A 24,343-nucleotide genomic window follows, 5' to 3' on the forward strand; every position below is an offset into this window, starting at 1 on the left:
CTCTTTTTGGTGGTCTCTGTTACAAGGTTTACTCTTTATTTTTAGCAATTAATTGCTGATACTTTTCAGGAGTATCAATATCATAATAGATCCCACTCGCAGCGTTTAATTGTAAGTAATGTTCAGTGCCTGTTTGTAATACTTGCTTCATTTTAGCGGTAATCGGTAACGTTAAAATCGATGGAATTAACACGCTATCAATCAAAACTGGATGCCCTGTTTGCTGTTGATTACCTGCAAACACGACTGTAGCGTGACGAGCTTGCAATAACATTCTAAATACCTGCGGATCAATACACGGCATATCAGCATGAGTTATAAAAAACCGTGCACTGGTTACGGCTGTAATTCCCTTTTGAATTGAACTTAACATTCCTTGCTGATAATCAGTATTCACTACCACTTTAATATGCTGCTGATATTGATATCGTAATACCAGTTCATCAGCGCGATAGCCTGCAACCACAATTACTTTGGAGCAGAACTGTAATGCATGTTTAATCGCGGCATCAAGTAATGTACTGTTATTGTAAGGCAGCATCGGTTTCCATGCCCCCATTCGAGATGACAACCCCGCAGCAGGTATTACACAATCAACCATGTCGATAATGCCATGAGCCACAGTCAATGCCATTTTTTACCGCGATAACGTCGGCAATAATAGCGATTGCAATTTCAAACGGCGTTTTACTGCCAATAGCGAGTCCAACAGGCGCATGTAGGCGAGCTAATTGTGGTTGCGTATATTCACCAATTCGCATTAGTCGCTCTCGACGACGTTCACTGTTTGCATGTGATCCTAAGGCACCAATATAAAACGCATTAGACTCTAATGCCCCCATTAATCCGATATCATCCACTCGTGGATCGTGGGCTAATGCTAATATTGCGCTATAAGGAGTGGCATAACGTTCCACAAATGCATCAGCAGAGCACCATTCCACATCAACTCCCCCCTGTGCTGCAGTCCAACGCCAACTTTGACTATAATTTTCACGCATATCGCATAATCTTACGGTAAATCCAGCCCTCATGGCTAAGCGTGCAACCTCTTCACTGACTTGGCTAATGCCCAATAATAATAATTGCCAATGTTGCTGATAATGCACAGTTAACCACGGTAAGGGATACAACGTGCTATCAGTAACATTGATAATGCAGCGTTGCTCAGTATTAGGATTGATCGCACGAATAAAGGCAGAAACTTGTTCTGCAGCAGCTAACCAATCATCAACAAAATGGTAATCATTCGGCTGTAAATACTCAATCAACAATGAAATATGACCGCCACAAGGTAATTCATATTGGCTGCCATTCGGTGCTAAATGACTTCCATAATCAAACACTTGTAGTGGTTTATCTAATTGGTGCTGTTGAATCAATGCCATAAAAGCATCTTCAATACAGCCTCCAGAAACGGATCCGGAACGAATGCTTCCTTCCGTTGCAAATAACGAACCAATTGGACGCGGAGCTGAGCCATAGGTAGACACAATAGTGCATAGCCACACCGATTTTCCCTGTTGTAGCCATGACTGACAATCTAATAATACCTGTTTATCTAAAGCATTCATAAGTCGACTATCACTTGTTTATTTTAACAACAATATCAAAGTTAGCCTGCAACAATGCAGGCTAATATTATGCTTATTGAGAAGCTAATTGCTTTTTAATCGCGGCGACTTGCTCTGCGGTTGTGGTCGTCATATGCGTAGCAAAGTGCTGATGTAAATAGGTTATCAAATCAGCCATTTGTTGATCATCCAAGCTATTTTTGTAACTAGGCATAGCATAATAGGTTTGCTCTTGGCTGTAACTTTGTCGCTTAATACCATTATTTAATACCGCAACTGTATTGAAAATATTGCTGTTTCCAATAGTGGCATTATTTTTTAAAGCCGGAGCAACATTGGGGATCCCTTGTCCACTTATGCCATGACAACCAGAGCACTTATCCATATAAATACGGTATCCTGGTAACTTAGTATCATGTTCTGGAACAGTTGAAGCTACTTTTTTAGGTTGTGACTCTAAGCTTGATTGTGGCTGTTCTTGATTCAATAAATAACTGGTTATTGCACTAATATCATGATCATTTAGCTGCGTTAAGCTATGTTTTTCAACAATAAACATATCATCAAACGCAGTACCTTTAGCTGATTGACCTGTTTTTAAAAACTGGGCCAAATCATGAAATGTCCAATGTTCTTGAGTGAGGTTTTTGGCGGTAATATTAGGCGCGTTAAGGTTATTTACCACTGCTCCTTCAAGTGCATGATCTTGCTCTGTTGCCATCATAAAATTACGTGGAGTATGACATTCACCACAATGGCCTAACCCCTGAACTAAATACTTACCTCGGTTCCAAAGTGGACTTTTATCAACAGTTGGTGTGAAGCTTGCCTTATCAAAACCAACTAAATTCCAGAGCTTTAAGCCCATGCGTATATTAAACGGAAAACCAATACCATTTACTCTATTGGGCTGTGTCGCAGGCTTGGTGTGCATGAAATAGGCATATAACGCGTGCATGTCATGATCATCAATTCGGTGATACGATGCATAAGGCATTGCAGGGTATAAATTACCTTTAGGGGCGACACCATTACGAACAGCATCAACAAATTGCTGATAACTATATTTGCCAATACCGTGTTGTTTATCACTACTAATATTGGTTGAATATAATGTTCCAAAGGGTGTTTCAAATGCACGCCCACCGCCATAGGCTTGACCTGTAGCAATAGTATGACAACCACTGCAATCACCAGCAGCAGCTAAATACTTACCTTGTGCGATCAATTGTGCCATATTTTTAGGCAATGGCGCTTGAACATCCGTTGATGGTGCTTGTGCACAGACCATATTAGAACTTAAGAGTAACCCGCTAATTACGCTGACTTTTAGATTTGGTTTCATTTGACTAACCCCGGCTGTGAAAGAACTAAATCACGTAGGCCAACATAATATTTGCGGTAACCAGAACAACGACAAATATGCTTCTTAAGTGCATTTTCGATCACATTCTCAACCTGATCTTTCTCGACAGGCTGTTTTGCTAATTGCTCAACTAGCACTGTTGACTCATTCACAAAGCCAGATGTACACCAACCACATTGAAAAGAAAAATGATCAACAAATGTCTGTTGTACAGGACTTAGTGCCGTAATTTGTCCCATTAAATTACGCTTAGCATGGCCTTCGATGGTACGCAGTTTTTTACCATTAAAGTTACCAACGCCATTGATACAAGTACGTTCAGTATGCGAGCCACCATCTGCATCATCCACAATAATAGAACAGGCATGACACACTCCAATACCGCAACCAAACTTAGTCCCTGTTAACCCTTGGTATTCATGCAAAAAATCGATCATTTTAACTGATTCATCAACGTCAATTGGACCGACAACATTGCCATTAATTGTCATAGTTACAGAGATCATACGAGTGCTTCCTTAATATCAGCGGCGGTAACAGGTAGATGGTAAAAACGTTTATTGGTAATTTGGTACAGTGCTTCGGTAACAGCGGCGACAATTGGGATCATCACTACTTCAGCAATACCTTTACGCTGATCTGAATGATTAAAAGCTGGCAAAATAGTATGGTTCATCTGCCATACACCAACATCAGTCGCTAGTGGCACCTGATAACGATTGAGATTCCAAGTACCATTACCAGGGCCTTCTTCACCTGGTGGTAAGTATTCGTGCAATGCATGCCCAATCCCCATCACCAAACCACCTTCAATTTGACCTTCAACCAGTTCTTTGACGATCACCTTACCTGCATCTAGCCAAGTTTGAGTTGCAATGATTTCAACCTTTCCAGAACCTTTTTCTACCGCTAATTCAACTAAAGTTGCACATGGTGCGTAATACACCACCATTGCGTTATTTAATGATGTCGCTGGGTAATTAACTTTATTACGATCCAATAAATGCCAGCCATTACTGGCCATTAATTTTTTCTTATTAGCATCTGCACCATGACCATATTTAATCGCCATTGCATCTAATTGATACGTTTGTTTTTGTCCTTCAACAGTAAATTCAGCTTCAACCCACCCCCAACGATTAAAAGTATGTACCATGGCGGCTGTAACTAGACCTCGCTGATGTACATGTTGAGCTAACATATCAAGTGGCAGTGGCTCCATACCTTTGGCACTTAACTTACCATCAACCCAGACCGCATCTTCCATAGCACCGAAATCCATCGCAGCCAGATCACCGCTGTAATACAACTTGCTCCAAATCGCTTTTGCAGCAGGCCATAAACCATATTCAAAAATAACTTTCGCGGCATTTTCAGTTGCTTTTGATTGAAAATAAGCTGATGTCGATGCAGAGGAGGCGTAGGGAATAGTTGGTGTCCAACGGGGATTTTGTTGCATTTTATCTTGATAAGCTTGGCTCATCGTAAACGGAGATTGGGTATTAAACATTTGCAGAGGATCCCAACCATGCACTTCCGCAAGATTAATGGTATCTGCCGGACGACCAAAATAATCAACCAACACTGCAGCTTGAGAAGTTTGCGCTCCCGTACCAATTTCTACGGCAGAGATCCCCATTACTATACGGCCGCTTTTATCTAACTCAATATAAGTTGCAGGCGCATCATCACCGGCTCCATAATCTTTAGTGCAAATAGCAAACCCAGTACCAAAAAGCTTGTTGGGGTGTTTAGCTTCATATTGTTTACGACGTTGATGCCGATTAACCCACATTTCATGTTGCTGAGCTTGAGTAAGTATTTCAGCATAATGTTCGGTACTGGTTGGCACAGCACCTTGGGTGTTAAGTTGGCCTGTTTTAATGACATTGCGTAATCGTAAATCAATCGGATCAATATTGAGTAATTGGGCCGCTTCATTAACCATCATTTCCATTGCTGACATGGTCTGCAAAGTACCAAACCCACGCATCGAGCCTGATGCTGGATTTTCAGAGACATTAGCGACAGCTGTAATATCATTTTTAGGGAAATAATAAATAGATTGCAAGGCACTTGCGCCGACCTCCGCGACCACAGAACTAAAGTTTTCACGGCCGCCACCATCAAGTTCCATATTACTGACAATACCTTGGAACTTACCGGTAGTTTTATCTATCGCTAACTGATTGGTCATCATAAATGGATGGCGTTTTAACCCCGCTTGAAACTGTTCAAAACGATCGTTTGCCATTCGTACCGGATGATCACAGTACATCGCGGCTAACAAGCCATAAAAAGGCAATATTGAGTGGTCCTTGCCACCAAATCCACCGCCAATAAATGGTGAATGAACCACTAAATTTTTAACTTTACCTGCAAGCGGACCTTTGGTCAGCATTGAGGTTGCAAAGCCAAAAAAGTTATTTGGTGATTGCGAAGAAGGAATGGTGTGCATTGTTTGAGTTTTACTATCAAACCAACCATTAAAGCACTCCGGCTCCATAAACATTGGATCAATAAACTGAGTTTGATAGTCACGTTTTAAAACAAAATTATTATCATCAGCAAGGCTAGTTTGAATATCTTCTGCAACGGCCATTTGTTGTTGTAATGGCGTACCCAAACGGTCGGCCCGAGGCCAAAAAGGCTTATGGTCAACATAATTAGGGAAATTAACCCCATTTTGTAATGGGCTATATTTATCAGGTAGGATCCCCTCCGCATTACCTTGTTCACGCGTAATTCGCCATACACCCCAAGGATCTTTACTCGTAGCCACTAATGGTTGCTGCTTACCATATTTAATTATTTCGGTATTAAATTGCAGCATATTTTTAGCACGATGATAACTAAGAAAATCATCAAAAATAAGTAGCATTGCCGCTTGACCAATATAATCAGGCATTGCTCCTGCAGTGGCTAACATATTGGTGCCATAAAATGGTGGCAATTCAACATTGTCTTGTTTTAATGTTGCAGCAGTAACTATTTTACTCGGCTGAGCATTCGCCGGTAATAGACTTAAATCAACATCTTGATAAATACGATCGGCACGATTTAAACGAATATAATACGCCCATGATTGTTGACTTGGCCAGCCATCAATATCGGTTGAACGTAAATCACGACCATATACTTTTTCACCGGTTACTTTAGCAATAGCATCACTACGGAAGCGAACTTTAAAATTAGATTTCCAAGATGATGCTAACTCTGGAGCAACTAAACTATTACTACCATCTAAATTAAGATTAAATCTAGCTAAAGCGGGGACGGTATAAACACAAATACCAGCGATGATACCATGCTTAATAAAACTCCTTCTAGAAAGTTCCATTGACATGACAGACTCCTTTTCCATTTTAATTATATTTTTTATAGATTATTTAATAATCGAAAACTATTTTTTATTTATTACTATCGACAATCAATAGTAACTATAAAAAACGATAATTATATTTTTATAAAATAGTGACCCACACAATAAACATGCTTTATCAGTGCTATTTTATACTCACAACAAGCATAAATAACAACCAATTAAAACCTTAACCATGAATACATATTCAACGTGAGAGTGTAAAAAAAAGGAAGGCAGTCATAACCACAAATAAAAACGGCAATATAATTAATATATCATCTCTCTTTTATTCATATTTTAAAATGCCAAGTGTCACAGCTCTAAAAAACAATAAAAAAACCGATAAATATTGATTAATAAGTTATCAATTTAATAACCTATTATTTATTTTCAAACACTATTTACCAAATAAAAAAAGGATAGATCCTTAAATCTATCCTTTAACATTAATATTTAATAAATATCACATCACTCAATGACGGTATGATTCATAAAGAAACCAGACACGGCGTTCGGTTTCATCAATCCAATTATCAATCATACTCACTGAAGAGAAGTCATTACGTTCATCACATAATATATGAGCAGCACGAAGTTCCGCGGCTAATTGTTTATTGTCTTCGCACAACTCAGCAAGCATATCTGCAGGTTCAACATACTCAGCATCATTATCCAAAATACGCTGCATACGCGAAATTTCACCAATTGAACGTATTGTACGACCACCAATTTTACGTGCTCGTTCAGCAATATCATCGGTCATTGCAAACAATTGTGCGCTTTGCTCATCTAGCATTAAATGATAATCACGGAAGTGAGCACCACTCATATGCCAATGGAAATTTTTGGTCTTCATATAAATAGCATATACATCAGCTAAAATTGCAGTTAACGCACCACTGATCTCTTTAGTCGCGTCTACACATAAATCTGTAGGTGTGGCTAGAGGACGAGTAAGGTGTTGTTTAGCATCTTCAATTTGAACGTCATTCAAGATTGTAGTACTCATCGTCTTTTCCTTTATAAAAACAATTTATGGACGCAGTTACTATAGGCCAATAGATTTGTATGACAATAGTATCTACCAGCAGATTAATGCAACCTAACTTTGCTTTCTTCTCCGTTAATAACGGCAACTCTATTTCAGTATACTTATAATTTTTACTCTTTCTTTGACATCAAAATTTGCTTAAATATTACAAGCTGTTTACCCTCTGAAAGTAAACGCATCAATAATAATCAATAGGTACTACAATGAATAATTCAGTAAGATACGCAATCGGTGCACCTGGAATAAAATGGGGTGCAACAGAAAAAGCGGAGTGGTTAGCACAAACCACTATTAAACGTAGTTATCTAGAGCAAGTTGTTTCTAAAATTCTCGCATTAAGTGAAAAGTTCGATGTTGAACAATACGGCGCATTATCTTACGCGCCAGACAAATACCCCCTTTTCGCAATTAAAAGCCATCATTGGAATAAAACCAAACCAACAGTGCTGATTACTGGAGGTATTCATGGTTATGAAACCAGCGGTGTTCATGGCGCATTAGCTTTTCTAGCGCTTAAAGCTGAACAATACAGTGCTGACTTTAATATTTTAGTCGTGCCTTGTGTTAGTCCATGGGGATATGAAACGATTAATCGCTGGAATCCCAATGCGGTTGATCCTAACCGTTCATTTTATGCTAATAGCCCAGCAGAAGAATCGGCAGCATTAATGCAATTAGTCCAAGCCCAACAAACACATTTTCTAATGCATCTTGATTTACATGAGACAACTGACAGCGATGAAAGTGAGTTTAGACCAGCATTAGCAGCACGCGACGGTAAAGAATATATTCCAGATATCGTACCGGATGGTTTTTATGGTGTTGGCGACAGTGAAAATCCTCAAGATGCTTTTCAAAAAGCCATTATTGATTCTGTTCGTCATGTCACCCATATTGCACCAGCAGATAGTGAAGGTAATATTATTGGTGAGCCAATTACTCAAGAAGGGGTGATTAATTATCCATTAAAAGCATTAGGTTTATGTGCTAGCGTAACCGGTGCAGAATACACCTCAACTACCGAAGTTTATCCTGATAGCCCACGTGTTACTGATGATGAATGTAATATGGCGCAAGTTGCTGCGATCGTGGGTGCTCTTGAGTATTTAAAACAACACCAATAAGCTGTTTTTACTCATAATTAATCGCGCTATGGTTGATAATAAAGCTATAGCGCGAAGGTTTTTATTATGTCGACTTATTACCACACCATAGACACACCATTGGGCTGTTTAACGCTATATGCCACAGATAGTGCACTAACGGCTATTTTATATCAGCACCAAACACCAACGGTTGAGACTGCGCTCTACTCGCCGCAACACCCTCTTTTAACTGAATGTGAATTGCAATTACAACAATATTTTGCAGGTATACGCCACCAATTTAATTTACCGTTAGCACCGCAAGGTACTGATTTTCAGCAACGGGTTTGGCAAGCATTACAAACGATTCCGTATGGCAGCCATTGGAGCTATCAACAGCTCGCTATCACTATTGGTAATCCCAAAGCTTGCCAAGCAGTGGGCATGGCAAACAGTAAAAATCCCTTATCAATCGTTATTCCATGTCATCGTGTGATTGGCAAAAATGGCAAATTAACCGGTTATGCTGGCGGATTAGACAATAAACAAACATTATTAGCACTTGAAGCAGCAAATGTTTAATTCCAGCCGATAAGCCAAATCTGATCATTCTTTAACTCTTGCCACTCAATATCATAAAGTCGATTAGTCATTACTGCTTGAATTACACACTTTTCAACTTGCTGATTTTCATTAAATAATACCGTAACAATCTCAAAATGCTTTTCTTTATTATCCACCACCACTTTGGTCCATTTACTGTGCAACAATGCTTTAGGATTCACTGGATTAGCCATAATTAATTTCCTGACTGGGTATTACACTCTACCCTATCACGCTCTTGCGATAACATATATGCTTGTTGCCGTAAAATCTTTATCAAGCCGCCTAAGCTTTGAATCACAATTGATGCTTGTTGAGTAAACGGTAAATTCTCACCATTAGTCACTAAACATGATGGCATGTTAGCACGGTAAGCAGCTTGTAGATCATAAACATAATCACCAACATAGAGTATGTTTTGAGGATCTAATTGCCACTGCTTGGCAATATAAACTAAAGCATCAGGAGCCGGTTTAGGTGCAAAGTCTTCACGTGAAACAATATGCTTAAATTGCAGTTTATGGTGATTTATCTTCAATATTGCTGCTTGAGCACAATTGCGTGTTACCACTGCTGTCGGAATGTTTTGTTGCTTAAGATAAGACAATAATTGTTGGCATTGAGGCATAACAGTAGATTGGCGGGCATCTGCTAATTCATAATCAATCACTGTTTGTTGTAATTGTTTGCGTAAAGAAATGTTTGGTATCTCATCAATATATTGCAACAAATCAGTATCAGCCGAACAGCCTAATTGTTGGCGTAGCCAGTCAAAATCTAATGCTGAGCTTACAAGTGTATTATCTAAATCAAAAATAACACCGTTAATCATATTGCAAGGGATCGGCGTCTGCATACCATTCTCCGTTATCAGCAAAACCACACTAACCAGTGTAAGAACATATGCATGCAATTGCAATTATCAGCAGTAAATTCAGCGAGAATGATCACGACCTGCTACTTAGTCAAGCTACTTAATAAACAGTAGCTTGACGTTTTAGTTGTATTAATCAATCACGATAAACAGTCTTTATGGATTTTAATCACTACTTTTTTAATCACCATCGGCGCTGTAATCACACAACCGGGTTTATGTGGCTGCTGTGGAAAAATAGCTAAAAACATTCCCGGCTTTAATAATAAGGAGCTGGTATTGGGCATGGTTTCAACTAATGTAAAATCATTATCACTGTCATAATCTGTAGCAGGAATGCAATCCATTAAATTAAGTGACACATCAATCCGCTCTTCGCCACTGATCAGGTATTGAAAATCAATATATTGCTGATGCACTTCACCTTGTTTATTAGCGGCATCTTGAGTTTCAAAGCTCATCACATTAGCAAAAATACGATCACCATCTATCTCATGACGACCATTTTCCAGTACTGCCATATCATTACTATTAATAAAATGTATCGCTTGCTGAAAAGCCATTGGTAATGTGTGTAACGGTTGTTTGATTTCACCAAAAATCATTGTCTTATCCTTTAAAAAATAAAAAGCGGACAAGCACCTATCTTCTCCGCTTTGTTTTACGTTTATTTATAACCAGTCGATTATTATTCAGTAACTAAATCAAGCTCTTGAGTCGATTTACTTTTAAAGAATGGTGCCGTAATAAAGCCCACTATCACCACCATTAAAGTACCAATCACACCATAGAAGAAGAAGTTCAAGTCAGTAAAACCGCGTACAAATAGAATTGAGGCAACCGCTGCAATCACACCACATAACGCACTGCCTGCATTTGCACGGCGGACAAAGATACCTAGCATAAATAGACCAGTCATCGGCCCACCCATTAAACCAATTAAGCTGTTAAACGCATCCCATAATTGGCTTTCATTACTTTTAATTAAGTATACCGAGGCAGCAACACCTAATACGCCTGCAATAACCGTTACAATACGTGCGGTATTAAAACTTTGCTGGATATTTTTTTCTTCGCCAAAGCGGTTATAAATATCCATGGTGTAACATGCAGAAATACTATTTAAACTACTTGAAATACTTGATTGTGATGCAGCAAAAATGGCGGCAATGATCAATCCTGCAATACCTGCTGGCATTTGTGAAATGACATAGAAAGGCAGAATACCACCAGTATTAAAATTCTCAGGTATTAACTGTGGATTTTGGCTATAGAAAGCATATAAAGCTGAACCAATAGCAAAGAAGAATACCGGAACACAAGCAACAAGTTTCGCGTTAGTGAGTAACGTTTTCTTCGTTTCTTCAATTGAATCAGTCACAATATAGCGCTGCACCACATCTTGACTTGCCGTAAATTGCTGCAAGTTAGCAAACAAGAAACCAATCATTAATACAGGTAAGGTGCTGTTAGTCCAACTCCATTCAAAACTTGAACTAGGGAAGTATTTATCTTGCTCAGCACTTAGGCGGAATACTTCAGACACGCCACCATCAACATGGAAACAGATAGTGACAAATATTAATACTGCAGCAACTGATAACATAATCCCTTGAATAACATCGGTCCAAATAACCCCTTCAATACCACCTAAGAAGGTATATACAATGCATAACACACCAATTAAAAATACGATGGTTAATGGATCAATATTTACAAAAGGCATTAATGCTAGTGCGGTTAAGTACGTGATAATCGCAATACGACCAATATGGAATAACATAAATGACATACTGGCAAATAATCGCATTTTAATATCAAAACGACGCTCTAAATATTCATAAACAGAGGTAAGATTGAGTTTTCTAAAAAAAGGAATATAAAAATAAAATACGATAGGAAGAATAAGAATCGCTAAATACTGTCCAACAAGAAATGTCCAATCTGATGTGTAAGCCTTAGCTGGAATAGACATAAAAGTAATCGAACTTAATGTAGTTGCAAACACACTAACACCTGCAGCCCAGCCAGGTATTCGGCCACCTGCTTTAAAATAATCATCTGCTGATTTTTGACGGCGGGCAAAATAAACCCCCACCAACATTACACCAATTAAATATGCGAACAGCACGATATAATTTAGCGTACCAAATGCTTGAATTTCCATATAAGCCTCACCATGTAGGGGTTGAGATAAAATATTTAAATTATTATTAATGACTTTGTTGTTGTGCAAACCAACTTGCAGCACCTAATAAACCTGCGTCTGCTCCTGATTGAGCAAGAATAATATGAGGTCGATAAAGTGCTGGTTTTTCATTTAGATATTGTTGAATGTAATGACAATAATTTGGAGCAAGACCAACACTCCCCCCGATAACAACACTATCGAGATCTAATGTAATGGTCAGATTAGCAATTAATTCAGCAACAGCTGCAGCTGAAGAGTGAATAATATTTAACGCGTCACTATTACCTTTAAGTGCCAGTTGATAGACCTCTTGTCCACTGTATAAGCAATCAAATAATAACGACCCAATTTCACCAATTGCCGTACCTGAAGCGACTTTTTCAATGCATCCTTGACGGCCACAACCACACATAGGCCCATTTGCATTTACTACCGTATGTCCAATATGACCACTAATTCCACGTGCACCAGTTTGTAGCTGTTGATTCAATACTAAACCGCCGCCAATACCAGTCGAAACGGTAATAAACAGCATATTATTAATATTATTATTAGGTGTAAGCGAAATATATTCATACCACGCAGCCGCTTGAGCATCATTCATTGCATAAGTTGGTAATTGTGTGATGTGCTGAATTTGATCGACTAATTCAAACTTATTTAAACCGCCTAAATTATCAGGGTTTAAAGCGGTTAAAATACCGTTATCAATAATGCCTGTTGACGCGATTGCGACAAAATTTGCTTGGTTGATAAATGGTCTTAATAATGACGCTAATGCAGCTGACAAAATAGCCGGCTGTTGTGATTGGGGTGTCGCTATTTGGCATCGTTCAATAATATGATTAGTTTCACAATCGACTAATGCCGCTGCTATTTTCGTACCGCCAATATCAACCGCTAAACAAACGCTCATGCGATATCCTTCGCTGGTAATTCTGTTACAGTTGCTGCTGTATTTACTGCGTCTTTAAACCATTGGCAAATATGTTCAATGCGAGTGATTGCTGAACCAACAGTAACGCAATTGGCCCCTGCTGTTATTGCTTGCGCTGCTAATAATGGCGAGTTATAGCGCCCTTCTGCCATGACAAAATAGCCACGTTGATGAAAAGCCATGACAAGTGCTAAATCAGGTTCAGTGGGAACGTCACCACCAGTATAACCCGATAGTGTTGAGCCAATAATGTCGGCTCCTAGTTGGTGGCAGATATCACCATCAGCCAAAGTCGCGCAATCAGCCATAGCCAAACAACCATGTTGGTGAATAGCATTAATTAGATTTTCAACCGTTTCTGGGCGTTGACGTTGAGTTCCGTCAATCGCGATAATGTCAGCACCAGCGGCAGCAAGATCGGCTACATCCTGCACGAAAGGTGTTATTCTTACCGCTGAGTCGTTCAAATCTCGTTTAACAATACCAATAATAGGTACATCAACATGTGGTCGTGTTGCTTGTAAATTCGCAATACCTTCAATACGTAACCCCGCAGCACCACCTAAAATCGATGATTGCGCCATAGCCGATACAATCAGAGGTTGATCCATTGGGCTGCCATCAACAGGCTGACAAGAAGATATAAAACCATTATTTATATGTGCAAGAAGTGTTTGTGAACGCTTAACCATGATCGTTAGCTCCAAAAATATCAACATTGTGAAGTTTGACTCCATAATGTCGTTAACGTTGGAGTGGCGCAATAATGAACTGCTTAAATAGAGAGATATTGCACACTCTTTATCTAAAATAACGGCCAAATTACGATATTAATCACAGTTAAAAATAATTCATTCGTTGCATTTAATATCTAACAAACAACCATAAAAGCTAATTATCGCCATAAAAAAAGGCCACATTTAAATGCGGCCTTAATGGTATTTCCAGTAATTATTTAATCTAATGCTTGGGTTGTTTTATACTTCTGCTGGCGTGTATGCTCAGGGTTATCACGAACTAATAACGTATAAAGTATATCTAATACAAACAGTTGTGTTATTTTAGTACCAATAGAGTCACCTTGCAATTGCCCCTGTCTATTACCGTTAATTAACACATAATCCGACAATTCAGCCAACGGTGATAAAGGGTTGTGTGTTAATGCCACAGTTATCGCACCGCACTCTTTCGCTAATGCCAATGCTTTAATCGTCTCTTTTGAGGTTCCAGAATGGCTAATGCCAATCGCAATATCATTAGCAGTCAATAATGCCGCTTTCATATACATAAAATGATTATTAGTTAATGCATCGACATCAAAACCAATTCGCATTAATTTATTTTTGGCATCTTCTGCGGTAATACCTGATGAACCCACGCCAAAAAAATAAATCCGCTGTTGCTGCTGAAAAGCACGCGCAACGGCTTCTAATTCAGAAAAATCCAGTAAGTTAAGTGTTTCGCCCAATACATTATTAATGGTTTGCTGTAACTTACGGCCGATATGTTCAGCATTATCCTCAGGGGTTAACTCAGTATCAAGCATATGTTTTTCAGTGTCATGAGGCGTTGCAACTTCAATCGCTAACTTCATTTTAAGATCTTGAAAACCTTTAAAATGAAGTCCTCTACAAAAACGAATAATACTGGCTTCGCCAACGTTAGCTTGTTGTGCAAGTTCTGCAATTGAAAGCTCAGTGACATACTGAGGTTGCGCTAATACATAATCAGCGATACGACGTGCCGATGGTGTCAAACTATCACGAAGACTACCTAACGTATCTAAAATTTTACCTACTTGAATAGCATCTGTTGCTGCATTCATACGTTATCCTTGCCTTTATTCAGCTTAGCTAGCGACTTTTATCATATTATCATTATGAAGTTTTACTCCAAAATCAAATCTAATCATCATTCCAACTCAAAATAGCGATAAAAAAATATTTTATAAATAGAAAAAACAATTAATAGCAATAGATCACAGTTTCTATTAAAAGCGCTAAAAGTCGTTTCTTTTTTATTGCCAAGCTAAATATCAGTTCGTATGATAAACCAACTCCATAATTATTAAATTTTAGAAGTAAAACTTCACAAATAAGGATCTGAGACATGGAAAAGCTAACTGGTTTAATTGCAGCCCCTCATACACCATTTTTAGCTAATGGTGAAATTGACTATGTCGCTATTGATGCTATCGCTAAGCATCTTATTGATACTAAAATTGTTGGGGCGTATGTATTAGGCACAACTGGTGAAGGGATCCATTGTTCGGTCGCAGAACGTAAAGCTGTTGCAGAACGTTGGGTACAAGCAAGTGCAGGTCAATTAAAACTCATTATTCATACTGGCGCATTAAGCATTGCTGATACACTTGAATTAACCCGCCATGCTGATCAGTTAGACATTTATGCAACCTCAGCTATCGGTCCTTGTTTCTTTAAACCTAATAATGTCACTGATCTGGTGAATTACTGTAAAGCAGTTGCTGATGCAGCACCATCAAAAGGTTTTTACTACTACCATTCAGAAATGAGCGGCGTAACGGTTGATATGGAACAATTCTTAATTGCCGCTGACAAAGTGATTCCAAATTTATATGGCGTGAAATTTAATAGTACTAACTTATATGAATACCAACGTTGTTTACGCGTTTGTGAGAGTAAATTTGATGTGCCATGGGGTGTTGATGAGCATTTTCCTGGCGCATTAGCTGTTGGTGCAATCAGTGCTGTCGGCAGTACTTACAATTATGCAGCGCCACTTTATCACGACATGATTGATGCTTTTGCGAAAGGCGATCATCAAGCAGTGATCAGTAAAATGGATAATGTTATTGCGCTTATTCGTGTATTAGTTGAATACGGTGGTGTTGCGGCAGGTAAAACAGCCATGATGTTGCATGATATTAATGCAGGAGATCCACGTTTACCATTACGCACATTAACAGTAGAGCAAAAACAAGATGTTATGTGTAAAATGCGTGATGCGATAGGAGCATAAATATCAAATATAAATGAAAAGGCCAGCATAGATGCTGGCCTTTTCATTATTTACACTGTGAATTGATAGTATTTATTACAATTCAGTGTCAATAGGGGTTGAACGATGAGTATGTTCAATATACAACAATGTGATTGCTATTGAGATCGTTAAAGCTAACGCCGGTAATAATGAATATTGAGGGATTGTTTGCATAATTACCCCTCCAATCACTGCCCCACTAATCAATGAGCTCCATAAACCTAGGTATTGAAGTAAACGTTTTTTCTCGCCTTTGCCAACAATCGCCAATGCCAACAATCGGCCAATATTCACTAAATAACCGGTGGCGTAAGTTAATGGTATTGCTTTCTCAATCGTCAATCGCAAGGCAATATTTTGCATTCCCATTGCATAACAAATGATAAAGTTCACCGCTAAAAAAGGCACATAATATTGCATGATGGTTGCAAACAACAGCACAATGGACACCGATGCCATCACGACACCGCGGTAAAATCGACGACTAGATAAAGCGATTAGCTCACCAGACATTGCCCCTATAATGAAAATACCCAAAATTGCAATATAAATAGAAGCTCGAGGAATATCATCATAACTGAGCATCATCCCCAAGTGCGTCGAGTTGCCACTCATAAAAGAGGCAAACACCCCATCTTTAAGATGTAAAAAACCAACTGAATCGACTACCCCTGCCACTAGCAATAACAAATAGGGCATTAATGATAAAAAGAACCGCCTTTCATTTAACATTGACTATTTATATCCGACTATATTTCCATATTATTACTATCAGTAAACCCTTTGCACTCGATCAATTAAAAGAGGCTATTTACTGTTATTGCGCGTTATTGTAACTAAATATTTCACCATAGCTAGTAACTTCAAATTATTAACAAAAATCACGCTCCCCCCATCTTTCACGATAAGTGAGAATTCGCCGTTGTCTTTAAGAATAGTCAAATTAAAACATGTTCAAACGGTGCTTTTAGATCATGGTTTTGATGAAGTTAACGCAGATCACTGTAGCGAAGACTTAGAAAAACAATAACAATGAAAGGTGTGCTAACCGTAATTCATGGTTATCACACCTTTACTGGTTCACTAATTACGCATTCAACATATCAAGCGCAATCGCTTCAGCAACTTTAATGCCGTCGATACCCGCAGATAAAATCCCACCCGCATAACCTGCACCTTCACCAGCTGGATATAGACCTTTGGTGTTAATGCTTTGGAAATCTTTACCACGCTTAATTTGTACAGGAGAAGAAGTTCGTGTTTCGACACCTGTTAGCATGCTATCGGCATTAGAAAAGCCTTTGATCTTTTTATTAAACGCAGGCAATGCTTCACGAATCGCTTCGATAGCATAATCAGGTAAGCTAGTGCTTAGATCAGTAAACTTAACATTTGGTTTGTAAGACGGTTCAACATCACCCATTTGACTAACAGTTTTACCCGCTAAGAAATCACCAACACATTGTGCTGGCGCATCATAGCTACTGCCGCCAAGAATATAAGCATTACGTTCTAACTTACGTTGTAGTGCAATACCTTGCATTGGATCGTTTGCAAAGTCTTCTGGTGAAATACCAACCACAATCGCACTGTTAGCATTACGCTCACTACGTGAATATTGGCTCATACCGTTAGTTACCACTGACTCAAGCTCTGATGTTGCAGCAACAACGACACCACCAGGACACATACAGAAGCTATAAACAGAACGACCATTCTTACAGTGGTGAACCAGTTTGTAGTCAGCTGCACCTAATAATGGATGGCCGGCATTTTTACCAAAGCGCGCAGCATCGATAGTTTCTTGTTTATGCTCAATACGGAAACCAACCGAGAATGATTGCGCTTCAAGGTGAACACCTTTGTCATGCAACATCTTAAAAGTATCGCGTGCGCTGTGACCAATCGCTAATGCAACATGCTTTGACGGGATCACTTCACCAGTTGATAATGTCACTCCCGTTACTTGGCTATTATCATCAATATTAATGTCTTCAACGCGGGTTTCGAAACGAATCTCACCACCAAGTTCAATAATTTTACGGCGCATCTTCTCAACCATCGTTACCAATTTGTAGGTACCAATATGGGGTTTACTAAGATAAATAATTTCAGCCGGCGCGCCCGCTGCAACAAATTCTTGTTTTACTTTAAGACCAAGAAAACGAGGATCTTTTACCTGACTGTATAGTTTACCGTCAGAGAATGTACCTGCACCACCTTCACCAAATTGCACATTTGATTCGGTGTTTAGCTCACGTGTACGCCAAAAGCGGAAGGTGTCTTTGGCACGTTCATGCACTGATTTTCCGCGCTCTAGAATAATCGGTTTAAATCCCATCTGTGCCAAAATAAGGCCAGTGAACAAACCACATGGGCCCATACCAATAACGATTGGTCGCTCAGTGATATTTTCAGGCGCTTGAGCTACATATTTATAGCTCGTATCTGGTGATGCTTTCACATGATGATCGTTAGCAAACGTCGTTAGTAATTGCTCTTCATCAACGTCTTTTAAAGTGACATCTAAAGTATAAATCAGATAGATATCATTCTTTTTACGGGCATCATAACCACGTTTAAAGATATGAATATCAACTAGTTGATCTTTATTTATCGATAACTTGTTGATGACAAAATCATGTAAAGCTACTTCACTATGATCTAACGGTAATTTAACTTCATTAATACGTATCATTAAGTCCACTAACTCGATTGGAAATGCAATAAAATATCTCGGAGAGAATAAACCTAGCCGCAGATGGTGGTAGATTTATACCTTAGCCAAGTATTATCTCACAGACTTTAGTGTTTATCCCAATATTTGCATTATATTCCGTTCTAAAACAAAAAAGGCTTATGCCATATGATATAAATATCAGCATAAACCTTATTTTTTAATAACCTATAATAAATTAATAGTGATTATTTGACTAACTGACACTGACCAAATGTTTGTGGATTATGAAAATTGGGTTTAGGTGTTTTAGGATCTATCCATGTCATCCACCCCATATCCAACTTGCCATCAGCTTGTTGAGTGAACTCTGCCCGCATTAAAGCACACAATAATTGCGTTTGTTGTTTATTCTGCCATAGCGATAAATCAGTCAAAGTCTGCAAGGGTAATTTACCTTCAACAACATAGCCGCTATCCGTTAAACTCGCTTTGGTTTCTAAGCCTTTCCATGTCCAATTACTATCTAGCGATGCCCGCTTTTTATTGACCATGTCATAACTAGCTTCTGCACTAAACACACGCGCTTTAGGATCAATTTCCATGGTGTAATAACGCGATAATTGCACATCTTTAGCCAGGAAAATTTCCACGCGATCGGAATCTAAAATAGCACGTTCTGGATCAGTGCCAATCGCAACATTCGCATCCGTTACTGTGTATTGAAAATAGACAGAATCAGCATGCCACACAGCTTTAAATTCTGTTGCTGGTGCGGGCGTATCACGCCAAGGAAAAGTAAAATCGGTTAATGCTTGAGCTGATTTCCATTCATTATCATGGGCGATACCATCAATAACCGGAGCAACCTTAGCATGATTGATGTTATATACCGCAGCAACAGGCTCAGCCGTTGGAGTCACTGTTTCAGCAACCACATGGTAACTTGTCATACTTGCTGTCACAGCAGCAGCTATAATGGCTAACTTATTCATTACAATATCCTTATGTATATTTATCGTTTTTTAGCTAATCAGATATGAACCATAAAAAAGCCGATCTCGCATGTAGATCGGCTTGAACTCACCTAGCTTTCAACTTATTGCGTTGACGTTATTGTTATTTATTCGACCAGCTCAGCAACTGCTGTTGCAGCTAATAAAAATGCGCCAGCACCGTAATCAATATTATGTTCAAAGGCGACATCACGCGGATTAAATGCAGGTAACTGTACCCAACCGATCATGCCATTATCATGAATACAACTTTGCAGAGCGGTCCATGACGTTTCAACCACAGGCAGGTATGTTTCAGCATCAAGATGCCCATGCTTAATTCCCCACGCTAAACCGTAACAAAATAACGCGGTAGCGCTGCTTTCTGGTGCAGGGAAATTTTCAGGATCGAGCAAACTTGTACGCCAAAAGCCATCTGCTTGCTGATACTTAATCACTTCTGCTGCAAGCGAGCTAAACAACGCTAAATATTTTTCACGCTGTGGGTAATCTTCTGGCATACGCGCAAGTAAACGTGGCACAGCGGCTAATACCCAGCCAATACCTCGGCTCCAGAAGACTTTATTACCGTTAGCTTCACGTAATTCGCCACCATTACCGTCAGGAATATAACGGTAATCACGGTAGAATAAACCCGTTTCAGGATCGAGCAAATGCTCAACTGAATCCCAAAATGCAGTGTTCATGTAATCAAGGTACTTAGAATCACCGGTGCGTTGGGTTAATGCCGCAAATGCAGGCGGTGCCATAAATAATGAATCACACCACCACCAATCTTTTCGACCAGGCTGTGGATTATCAACCATAAGATCTAACGCTTTAATGGTTGGCTCTAACGCTTCCACTTGATCAATTAATGGATAAACATCAAGGTAGGCTTGGCAGCAAATATGATCATCAGCAAAACGATCATTAGGCCCGGTTCTAAAACCAGTATGAAGAGTATAATTCATCACCCCATCAAGGTATTCATTATCATCTGTTGCTAGCCACGCTGCAGAGACACATGACCAAAATACGCCACGCTCCCAGTCAGTATCTTTAATAAAACGAGTTTTACCGCTGCGACGAACCACACTGCGAGTTTGGTTTTGTGCTTGGTAACGATAAACACGCTTCATTGCCGTTAAAATCGTTTCTTTTGAACCTAATGCTGCCATGATCTGCTCTCCTTAGCGCGCTAACCAACCACCATCTACCGCGATGGTGTAACCATTAATGTAATCACTCGCACTTGATGCTAAAAAGACTGCTGGGCCTTCTAAATCTGACGGTAACCCCCAACGATTAGCTGGAATACGCTCTAAAATTGCCGCATTACGTTCAGCATCAGCACGAAGGGCTTCAGTGTTATCAGTTGCCATATAACCTGGAGCAATCGCATTAACATTAATATTATATTCAGCGAGTTCAGTCGCTAACGCGCGGGTTAGACCCATAACTGCAGATTTGCTTGCAGTGTATGATGGTACCCGAATGCCGCCTTGGAAAGATAACATTGAAGCGATATTAATAATTTTGCCGCCATTACCTTGTTCAACAAAACGTTTAGCCACGGCTTGTGATAAGAAGAACAATGTCTTTTGGTTAATGTTAATTACATCATCCCAATCACTTTCAGAAAATTTAAGCAGATCTTGACGACGAATAATGCCAGCATTGTTAATTAAAATATCAACATGCCCCATCACTTCTACCGCTTCTGCAACAATGCTTTCCAGCTTATCTTGCTGCATAAGGTTGGCAGTGATGTAATGGAATTTACGTCCTAATGCTTCAATTTGTGCTTGAGTTTCAGGCGCTGCCTGATGGCCAATACCCACAATATCAGCCCCTGCTTTTGCAAGTCCTAATGCCATACCTTGACCAAGACCTGTATTACAACCTGTCACAATCGCAACTTTACCGCTTAAATCAAACATATTCATCGAGTTCTATCCTTGTATAGTAACGCTAGCAATAGTCGCCAGCGCTACTCACTAAATTCATTAATAATTAACCACAACGGCTTATTTAAGATCGCTCATCGCAACATGATCCATATCGTGGAAAGTTTGGTTTTCACCTACCATTCCCCAAATAAAGGTATACGCTGCAGTACCAACACCAGAGTGAATTGACCAACTAGGGCTAATCACAGCCTGCTCATTACGCACCACAATGTGACGCGTTTCTTGAGGCTCTCCCATGTAATGGAACACGATGTTGTCTTGGCTCATATCAAAATAGAGGTACACTTCCATGCGACGCTCATGGGTATGACATGGCATAGTGTTCCACAAACTACCTGGTGCTAATTCAGTCATACCCATTAATAGCTGGCAGGTTGGTAACACTGATGGATGTAGGTACTTATAAATAGTACGAACGTTGCAGTTTTCTTGACTACCAATTTGCTCTGGTGATGCATCTTCACGGGTAATTTTACGGGTTGGGTAACCATGATGAGCAGGCGCACAATTTAAGTAGAAACGCGCTGGTTTATCAGCAATCACACTTTCAAAACGAATATCCTTAGCGCCCATTCCCACATAGATAGCTTCACGTGAACCAATCTCAAACGTCTCACCATCAACAATCACTAACCCTGGCTCACCAATATTGATCACACCTAATTCGCGACGCTGCAAAAAGTAATCAACCCCAATTTCTTTACCGCCTTCAAACTCGATAGCGGTAGTGGTCGGTACTGCCGCCCCCACAATAATGCGATCGATATGGCTATAAGTAAGGTTGATTTGACCTTCTTGAAACATATTTTCAATTAAGAACTGCTCACGAATACCTGCAGTATCTAATTGCTTGGCATGCTGGCTATGAATTGGTTGACGAATTTCCATGAAAAACCTCTTAAATCATTACATTACTCACAGCAGTTAAACAGGCTGTGAATGATTACGAATTATTGTTGAGCCGATGCTGGGTAATGCCACTCACCATCGATTAACGTTGCTTGAATTTCAAATTGGCTATTAAGCACAGCAAAACTGGCGTTATATTCAGGGGCAATGGCACCTAATTGATCGTCAATACCCAAATATTTTGCAGGTACTGCAGTTGCCATCTGAATCGCTTCCCATTCCGGAACATTGGCTAAAAAAATCATATTGCGAATAGCTTGATCTAAACTACACGTGCTACCCGCCAAAGAACCATCATCAGTACGTGCTTCACCATTGTTTACGTTAACCATCTGTGCGCCTAGTTGGTACTTACCATCTTCAAGACCACCAGCGCGCATACAATCAGTAATTAACGCCATACCTTGATAGCCTTTAATACGATAAGCCAATTGCATCATTACTGGATGAACATGAATACCATCAGCAATCAGTTCAACTAACATATCGTGATAAAGAACCGCACCTGCACAACCCGGTTCACGATGATGTAAGCCACTCATACCGTTAAATAAATGCACTCCACAATCGGCACCGTGTTGATGCGCTTGAGTGACTTGTTCAAAGTTGGCATTGGTATGTGCTATTGACGTTTTTATACCGTTATCGGTTAACCACTGAATAGCTTCACTAGCACCATCATATTCAGGTGCAAGTGCAACACGCAGTAGCGAATCTGCAGCAACTTCTTTTAATTCTGCTAACGCCGCAATGGTTGGCGCGGTTAAATATTGAGTTGGGTGTGAACCTCGATGTGTTGCTGTAAAGTAAGGCCCTTCAAGAAAGCTGCCTAATAATCTTGCCCCTAATGGTTGCGGTTGCTCACAGAAATGGCGCACTTGTTGTAAAGCAGACACGATATCTAACCAAGGTGCGGTTACTGTGGTGCCAACCCAGGCCACAACGCCTGTTGCAGGTAATGCTTGAGCTATGGTTTGTAATGCTGCTGGCGTTGCATCCATGACATCTGCGCCTGCACGGCCATGGATATGAATATCAATAAAACCAGGAACTAATGTTTGACCTTCTAATTCAATCACTTCGCAATTAAAAGGTCGGCTATCAGTAACGCTTTCAACCTTACCGTTATTCACTACTACATAGTGGTTATAGCGGATCCCTGTGGGGGTGAATATACGTTGTGGATGAAGTGCAAAGCGCATAATTACAGTCCGTCTTCACATTCAAGTTCAGCTGATTGCGTCATCATGCTGTTAAGTTCACGACGCATGTCTTTCATGCATGACATACCAATATCAAGCAAGGTATCAACAAGATCAGTTAAGTCAGCATCATCACGCTCAAAGGCAGCATTCGCGATCATAGGTAAATTAGCGCCGCCAATAAGTTCTACATTAGGGGTATCCATTACTATTGCTAAGGCGCGATTAGCGGGAGATCCACCAGGAATATCGGTTAAAAATAACACGCCATCACCACTATCCACATCGGCTGCGGCTTGACGTAAAGCCTGTTCTAGCTCATCGGTAGACATGGTTTCAACAAAATCCACATACGTCATTTGTTCTTGCTCACCAGCAATGGCGCGAACCGCTGATTCCATACCTGATGCAAAGTTAATATGACCTGAAACGACGATACCAATCATGATTCTTTCCTTGAAAATAAGGGGGAGCGTCGTCCCCCTTGATATTATTGATGATGACTCTCATCACGACTAAAC

Annotated in this window: 24 protein-coding genes; 3 read left to right on the plus strand and 21 right to left on the minus strand. The window is 39.7% G+C overall.

Features of this window, described 5'->3' with window-relative positions; all coding sequences use genetic code 11:
- Nucleotides 1–28: 28 nt before the first annotated feature.
- The 6 genes from PMAL9190_RS11880 to PMAL9190_RS11905 all read right to left on the minus strand — a co-directional run bounded on the left by PMAL9190_RS11880 (nucleotide 29) and on the right by PMAL9190_RS11905 (nucleotide 7,313).
- The gene (locus PMAL9190_RS11880; RefSeq protein WP_235004355.1) at nucleotides 29–634 is read right to left on the minus strand and encodes an NTP transferase domain-containing protein; all 606 of its coding nucleotides are present in this window, start codon (nucleotides 632–634) and stop codon (nucleotides 29–31) included.
- The gene (locus tag PMAL9190_RS11885) at nucleotides 594–1,574 is read right to left on the minus strand and encodes an XdhC family protein (RefSeq protein ID WP_087845386.1); all 981 of its coding nucleotides are present in this window, start codon (nucleotides 1,572–1,574) and stop codon (nucleotides 594–596) included. The genes PMAL9190_RS11880 and PMAL9190_RS11885 overlap by 41 nt, the downstream gene beginning before the upstream one ends.
- 73 nt (nucleotides 1,575–1,647) lie before the next feature.
- Nucleotides 1,648–2,919 carry a cytochrome c gene (locus PMAL9190_RS11890; protein WP_087845387.1) on the minus strand — a complete coding sequence of 424 codons (1,272 nt, stop codon included), beginning with the start codon at nucleotides 2,917–2,919 and terminating at the stop codon, nucleotides 1,648–1,650.
- The gene (locus PMAL9190_RS11895) at nucleotides 2,916–3,446 is read right to left on the minus strand and encodes a (2Fe-2S)-binding protein (protein WP_065168745.1); all 531 of its coding nucleotides are present in this window, start codon (nucleotides 3,444–3,446) and stop codon (nucleotides 2,916–2,918) included. Before PMAL9190_RS11895 ends, PMAL9190_RS11890 begins: the two co-directional genes overlap by 4 nt.
- Nucleotides 3,443–6,286: a xanthine dehydrogenase family protein molybdopterin-binding subunit gene (locus PMAL9190_RS11900; RefSeq protein ID WP_087845388.1), complete on the minus strand. Its 2,844-nt coding sequence runs from the start codon at nucleotides 6,284–6,286 to the stop codon at nucleotides 3,443–3,445. Before PMAL9190_RS11900 ends, PMAL9190_RS11895 begins: the two co-directional genes overlap by 4 nt.
- Before the next feature lie 490 nt (nucleotides 6,287–6,776).
- Entirely contained in the window at nucleotides 6,777–7,313 is a 537-nt protein-coding gene (locus tag PMAL9190_RS11905; protein WP_087845389.1) for a Dps family protein, read from the minus strand.
- A 245-nt stretch (nucleotides 7,314–7,558) separates the two neighbouring features.
- Here PMAL9190_RS11905 and PMAL9190_RS11910 point away from each other — a divergent pair, with 245 nt between their 5' ends.
- On the plus strand, nucleotides 7,559–8,479 hold the full coding sequence (locus PMAL9190_RS11910; protein WP_087845390.1) for a M14 family metallopeptidase: 921 nt from the start codon (nucleotides 7,559–7,561) through the stop codon (nucleotides 8,477–8,479).
- A 66-nt stretch (nucleotides 8,480–8,545) separates the two neighbouring features.
- Nucleotides 8,546–9,022 carry a methylated-DNA--[protein]-cysteine S-methyltransferase gene (locus PMAL9190_RS11915; protein ID WP_087845391.1) on the plus strand — a complete coding sequence of 159 codons (477 nt, stop codon included), beginning with the start codon at nucleotides 8,546–8,548 and terminating at the stop codon, nucleotides 9,020–9,022.
- Here the strand turns inward: PMAL9190_RS11915 and PMAL9190_RS11920 are convergent.
- From PMAL9190_RS11920 to PMAL9190_RS11950, 7 genes are all read right to left on the minus strand, one after another.
- Nucleotides 9,019–9,237, minus strand: coding sequence for a TIGR02450 family Trp-rich protein (locus PMAL9190_RS11920; protein ID WP_087845392.1), 219 nt, complete (start codon nucleotides 9,235–9,237; stop codon nucleotides 9,019–9,021). The two genes, PMAL9190_RS11915 and PMAL9190_RS11920, sit on opposite strands and share 4 nt — an antisense overlap.
- A gap of 2 nt (nucleotides 9,238–9,239) precedes the next feature.
- Nucleotides 9,240–9,899 (minus strand): HAD family hydrolase, encoded by a 660-nt coding sequence (locus PMAL9190_RS11925; RefSeq protein WP_087845393.1) that lies wholly within the window; start codon nucleotides 9,897–9,899, stop codon nucleotides 9,240–9,242.
- 158 nt (nucleotides 9,900–10,057) lie between these two features.
- Nucleotides 10,058–10,522 carry an N-acetylneuraminate anomerase gene (nanQ, locus tag PMAL9190_RS11930; protein ID WP_087845394.1) on the minus strand — a complete coding sequence of 155 codons (465 nt, stop codon included), beginning with the start codon at nucleotides 10,520–10,522 and terminating at the stop codon, nucleotides 10,058–10,060.
- Between the two features lie 83 nt (nucleotides 10,523–10,605).
- A complete protein-coding gene (locus PMAL9190_RS11935) occupies nucleotides 10,606–12,084 on the minus strand; it encodes a sodium:solute symporter family protein (protein ID WP_087845439.1) in 1,479 nt (492 codons plus the stop codon).
- 46 nt (nucleotides 12,085–12,130) lie between these two features.
- Nucleotides 12,131–13,024 carry an N-acetylmannosamine kinase gene (locus PMAL9190_RS11940; protein WP_087845395.1) on the minus strand — a complete coding sequence of 298 codons (894 nt, stop codon included), beginning with the start codon at nucleotides 13,022–13,024 and terminating at the stop codon, nucleotides 12,131–12,133.
- Nucleotides 13,021–13,737: an N-acetylmannosamine-6-phosphate 2-epimerase gene (locus tag PMAL9190_RS11945; RefSeq protein ID WP_087845440.1), complete on the minus strand. Its 717-nt coding sequence runs from the start codon at nucleotides 13,735–13,737 to the stop codon at nucleotides 13,021–13,023. Before PMAL9190_RS11945 ends, PMAL9190_RS11940 begins: the two co-directional genes overlap by 4 nt.
- A gap of 263 nt (nucleotides 13,738–14,000) precedes the next feature.
- Complete coding sequence (locus tag PMAL9190_RS11950; RefSeq protein WP_065177149.1) at nucleotides 14,001–14,870, minus strand: MurR/RpiR family transcriptional regulator; 870 nt, start codon at nucleotides 14,868–14,870, stop codon at nucleotides 14,001–14,003.
- 284 nt (nucleotides 14,871–15,154) lie between these two features.
- Between PMAL9190_RS11950 and PMAL9190_RS11955 the strand changes: the two genes are divergently transcribed.
- Nucleotides 15,155–16,045 carry a dihydrodipicolinate synthase family protein gene (locus PMAL9190_RS11955; protein ID WP_087845396.1) on the plus strand — a complete coding sequence of 297 codons (891 nt, stop codon included), beginning with the start codon at nucleotides 15,155–15,157 and terminating at the stop codon, nucleotides 16,043–16,045.
- 75 nt (nucleotides 16,046–16,120) lie between these two features.
- On the opposite strand, the gene PMAL9190_RS11960 is transcribed toward PMAL9190_RS11955, so the two are convergent.
- The 8 genes from PMAL9190_RS11960 to agaF all read right to left on the minus strand — a co-directional run bounded on the left by PMAL9190_RS11960 (nucleotide 16,121) and on the right by agaF (nucleotide 24,268).
- Nucleotides 16,121–16,798 (minus strand): YoaK family protein, encoded by a 678-nt coding sequence (locus PMAL9190_RS11960; RefSeq protein WP_087845397.1) that lies wholly within the window; start codon nucleotides 16,796–16,798, stop codon nucleotides 16,121–16,123.
- A gap of 355 nt (nucleotides 16,799–17,153) precedes the next feature.
- Nucleotides 17,154–18,764, minus strand: a complete 1,611-nt coding sequence (locus PMAL9190_RS11965) for an NAD(P)/FAD-dependent oxidoreductase (RefSeq protein ID WP_087845398.1) — start codon at nucleotides 18,762–18,764, stop codon at nucleotides 17,154–17,156.
- Nucleotides 18,765–18,991: 227 nt separating this feature from the next.
- A complete protein-coding gene (locus PMAL9190_RS11970) occupies nucleotides 18,992–19,738 on the minus strand; it encodes a carbohydrate-binding family 9-like protein (RefSeq protein WP_235004356.1) in 747 nt (248 codons plus the stop codon).
- Nucleotides 19,739–19,866: 128 nt separating this feature from the next.
- The gene (locus tag PMAL9190_RS11975) at nucleotides 19,867–20,919 is read right to left on the minus strand and encodes a glycoside hydrolase family 88/105 protein (protein WP_087845399.1); all 1,053 of its coding nucleotides are present in this window, start codon (nucleotides 20,917–20,919) and stop codon (nucleotides 19,867–19,869) included.
- A 12-nt stretch (nucleotides 20,920–20,931) separates the two neighbouring features.
- Nucleotides 20,932–21,687, minus strand: a complete 756-nt coding sequence (kduD, locus tag PMAL9190_RS11980; protein WP_065168734.1) for a 2-dehydro-3-deoxy-D-gluconate 5-dehydrogenase KduD — start codon at nucleotides 21,685–21,687, stop codon at nucleotides 20,932–20,934.
- 81 nt (nucleotides 21,688–21,768) lie between these two features.
- Nucleotides 21,769–22,599, minus strand: coding sequence for a 5-dehydro-4-deoxy-D-glucuronate isomerase (gene kduI / locus PMAL9190_RS11985; RefSeq protein WP_087845400.1), 831 nt, complete (start codon nucleotides 22,597–22,599; stop codon nucleotides 21,769–21,771).
- Between the two features lie 62 nt (nucleotides 22,600–22,661).
- Nucleotides 22,662–23,822, minus strand: coding sequence for an N-acetylglucosamine-6-phosphate deacetylase (gene nagA / locus PMAL9190_RS11990; protein WP_087845401.1), 1,161 nt, complete (start codon nucleotides 23,820–23,822; stop codon nucleotides 22,662–22,664).
- A 2-nt stretch (nucleotides 23,823–23,824) separates the two neighbouring features.
- A complete protein-coding gene (gene agaF, locus PMAL9190_RS11995) occupies nucleotides 23,825–24,268 on the minus strand; it encodes a PTS galactosamine/N-acetylgalactosamine transporter subunit IIA (protein WP_060997256.1) in 444 nt (147 codons plus the stop codon).
- Between the last annotated feature and the right edge of the window lie 75 nt (nucleotides 24,269–24,343).

Origin of the sequence: Photobacterium malacitanum, assembly GCF_900185615.1 — a bacterium.
GTDB lineage: Bacteria > Pseudomonadota > Gammaproteobacteria > Enterobacterales > Vibrionaceae > Photobacterium > Photobacterium malacitanum.

Excerpts from the sequence above, each read along its gene's own strand:
- PMAL9190_RS11910 (WP_087845390.1), top strand. The coding sequence starts at position 7,559 with ATGAATAATTCAGTAAGATACGCAATCGGTGCACCTGGAATAAAATGG.
- PMAL9190_RS11890 (WP_087845387.1), bottom strand. The coding sequence starts at position 2,919 with ATGAAACCAAATCTAAAAGTCAGCGTAATTAGCGGGTTACTCTTAAGT.
- kduI (WP_087845400.1), bottom strand. The coding sequence starts at position 22,599 with ATGGAAATTCGTCAACCAATTCATAGCCAGCATGCCAAGCAATTAGAT.
- PMAL9190_RS11970 (WP_235004356.1), bottom strand. The coding sequence starts at position 19,738 with ATGAATAAGTTAGCCATTATAGCTGCTGCTGTGACAGCAAGTATGACA.
- PMAL9190_RS11885 (WP_087845386.1), bottom strand. The coding sequence starts at position 1,574 with ATGAATGCTTTAGATAAACAGGTATTATTAGATTGTCAGTCATGGCTA.
- PMAL9190_RS11935 (WP_087845439.1), bottom strand. The coding sequence starts at position 12,084 with ATGGAAATTCAAGCATTTGGTACGCTAAATTATATCGTGCTGTTCGCA.
- PMAL9190_RS11880 (WP_235004355.1), bottom strand. The coding sequence starts at position 634 with ATGGCATTGACTGTGGCTCATGGCATTATCGACATGGTTGATTGTGTA.
- PMAL9190_RS11920 (WP_087845392.1), bottom strand. The coding sequence starts at position 9,237 with ATGGCTAATCCAGTGAATCCTAAAGCATTGTTGCACAGTAAATGGACC.
- kduD (WP_065168734.1), bottom strand. The coding sequence starts at position 21,687 with ATGAATATGTTTGATTTAAGCGGTAAAGTTGCGATTGTGACAGGTTGT.
- nanQ (WP_087845394.1), bottom strand. The coding sequence starts at position 10,522 with ATGATTTTTGGTGAAATCAAACAACCGTTACACACATTACCAATGGCT.
- PMAL9190_RS11900 (WP_087845388.1), bottom strand. The coding sequence starts at position 6,286 with ATGTCAATGGAACTTTCTAGAAGGAGTTTTATTAAGCATGGTATCATC.
- nagA (WP_087845401.1), bottom strand. The coding sequence starts at position 23,822 with ATGCGCTTTGCACTTCATCCACAACGTATATTCACCCCCACAGGGATC.
- PMAL9190_RS11905 (WP_087845389.1), bottom strand. The coding sequence starts at position 7,313 with ATGAGTACTACAATCTTGAATGACGTTCAAATTGAAGATGCTAAACAA.
- PMAL9190_RS11915 (WP_087845391.1), top strand. The coding sequence starts at position 8,546 with ATGTCGACTTATTACCACACCATAGACACACCATTGGGCTGTTTAACG.
- PMAL9190_RS11940 (WP_087845395.1), bottom strand. The coding sequence starts at position 13,024 with ATGAGCGTTTGTTTAGCGGTTGATATTGGCGGTACGAAAATAGCAGCG.
- PMAL9190_RS11950 (WP_065177149.1), bottom strand. The coding sequence starts at position 14,870 with ATGAATGCAGCAACAGATGCTATTCAAGTAGGTAAAATTTTAGATACG.
- PMAL9190_RS11955 (WP_087845396.1), top strand. The coding sequence starts at position 15,155 with ATGGAAAAGCTAACTGGTTTAATTGCAGCCCCTCATACACCATTTTTA.
- PMAL9190_RS11960 (WP_087845397.1), bottom strand. The coding sequence starts at position 16,798 with ATGTTAAATGAAAGGCGGTTCTTTTTATCATTAATGCCCTATTTGTTA.
- PMAL9190_RS11925 (WP_087845393.1), bottom strand. The coding sequence starts at position 9,899 with ATGCAGACGCCGATCCCTTGCAATATGATTAACGGTGTTATTTTTGAT.
- PMAL9190_RS11975 (WP_087845399.1), bottom strand. The coding sequence starts at position 20,919 with ATGGCAGCATTAGGTTCAAAAGAAACGATTTTAACGGCAATGAAGCGT.
- PMAL9190_RS11945 (WP_087845440.1), bottom strand. The coding sequence starts at position 13,737 with ATGGTTAAGCGTTCACAAACACTTCTTGCACATATAAATAATGGTTTT.
- PMAL9190_RS11895 (WP_065168745.1), bottom strand. The coding sequence starts at position 3,446 with ATGATCTCTGTAACTATGACAATTAATGGCAATGTTGTCGGTCCAATT.
- agaF (WP_060997256.1), bottom strand. The coding sequence starts at position 24,268 with ATGATTGGTATCGTCGTTTCAGGTCATATTAACTTTGCATCAGGTATG.
- PMAL9190_RS11965 (WP_087845398.1), bottom strand. The coding sequence starts at position 18,764 with ATGATACGTATTAATGAAGTTAAATTACCGTTAGATCATAGTGAAGTA.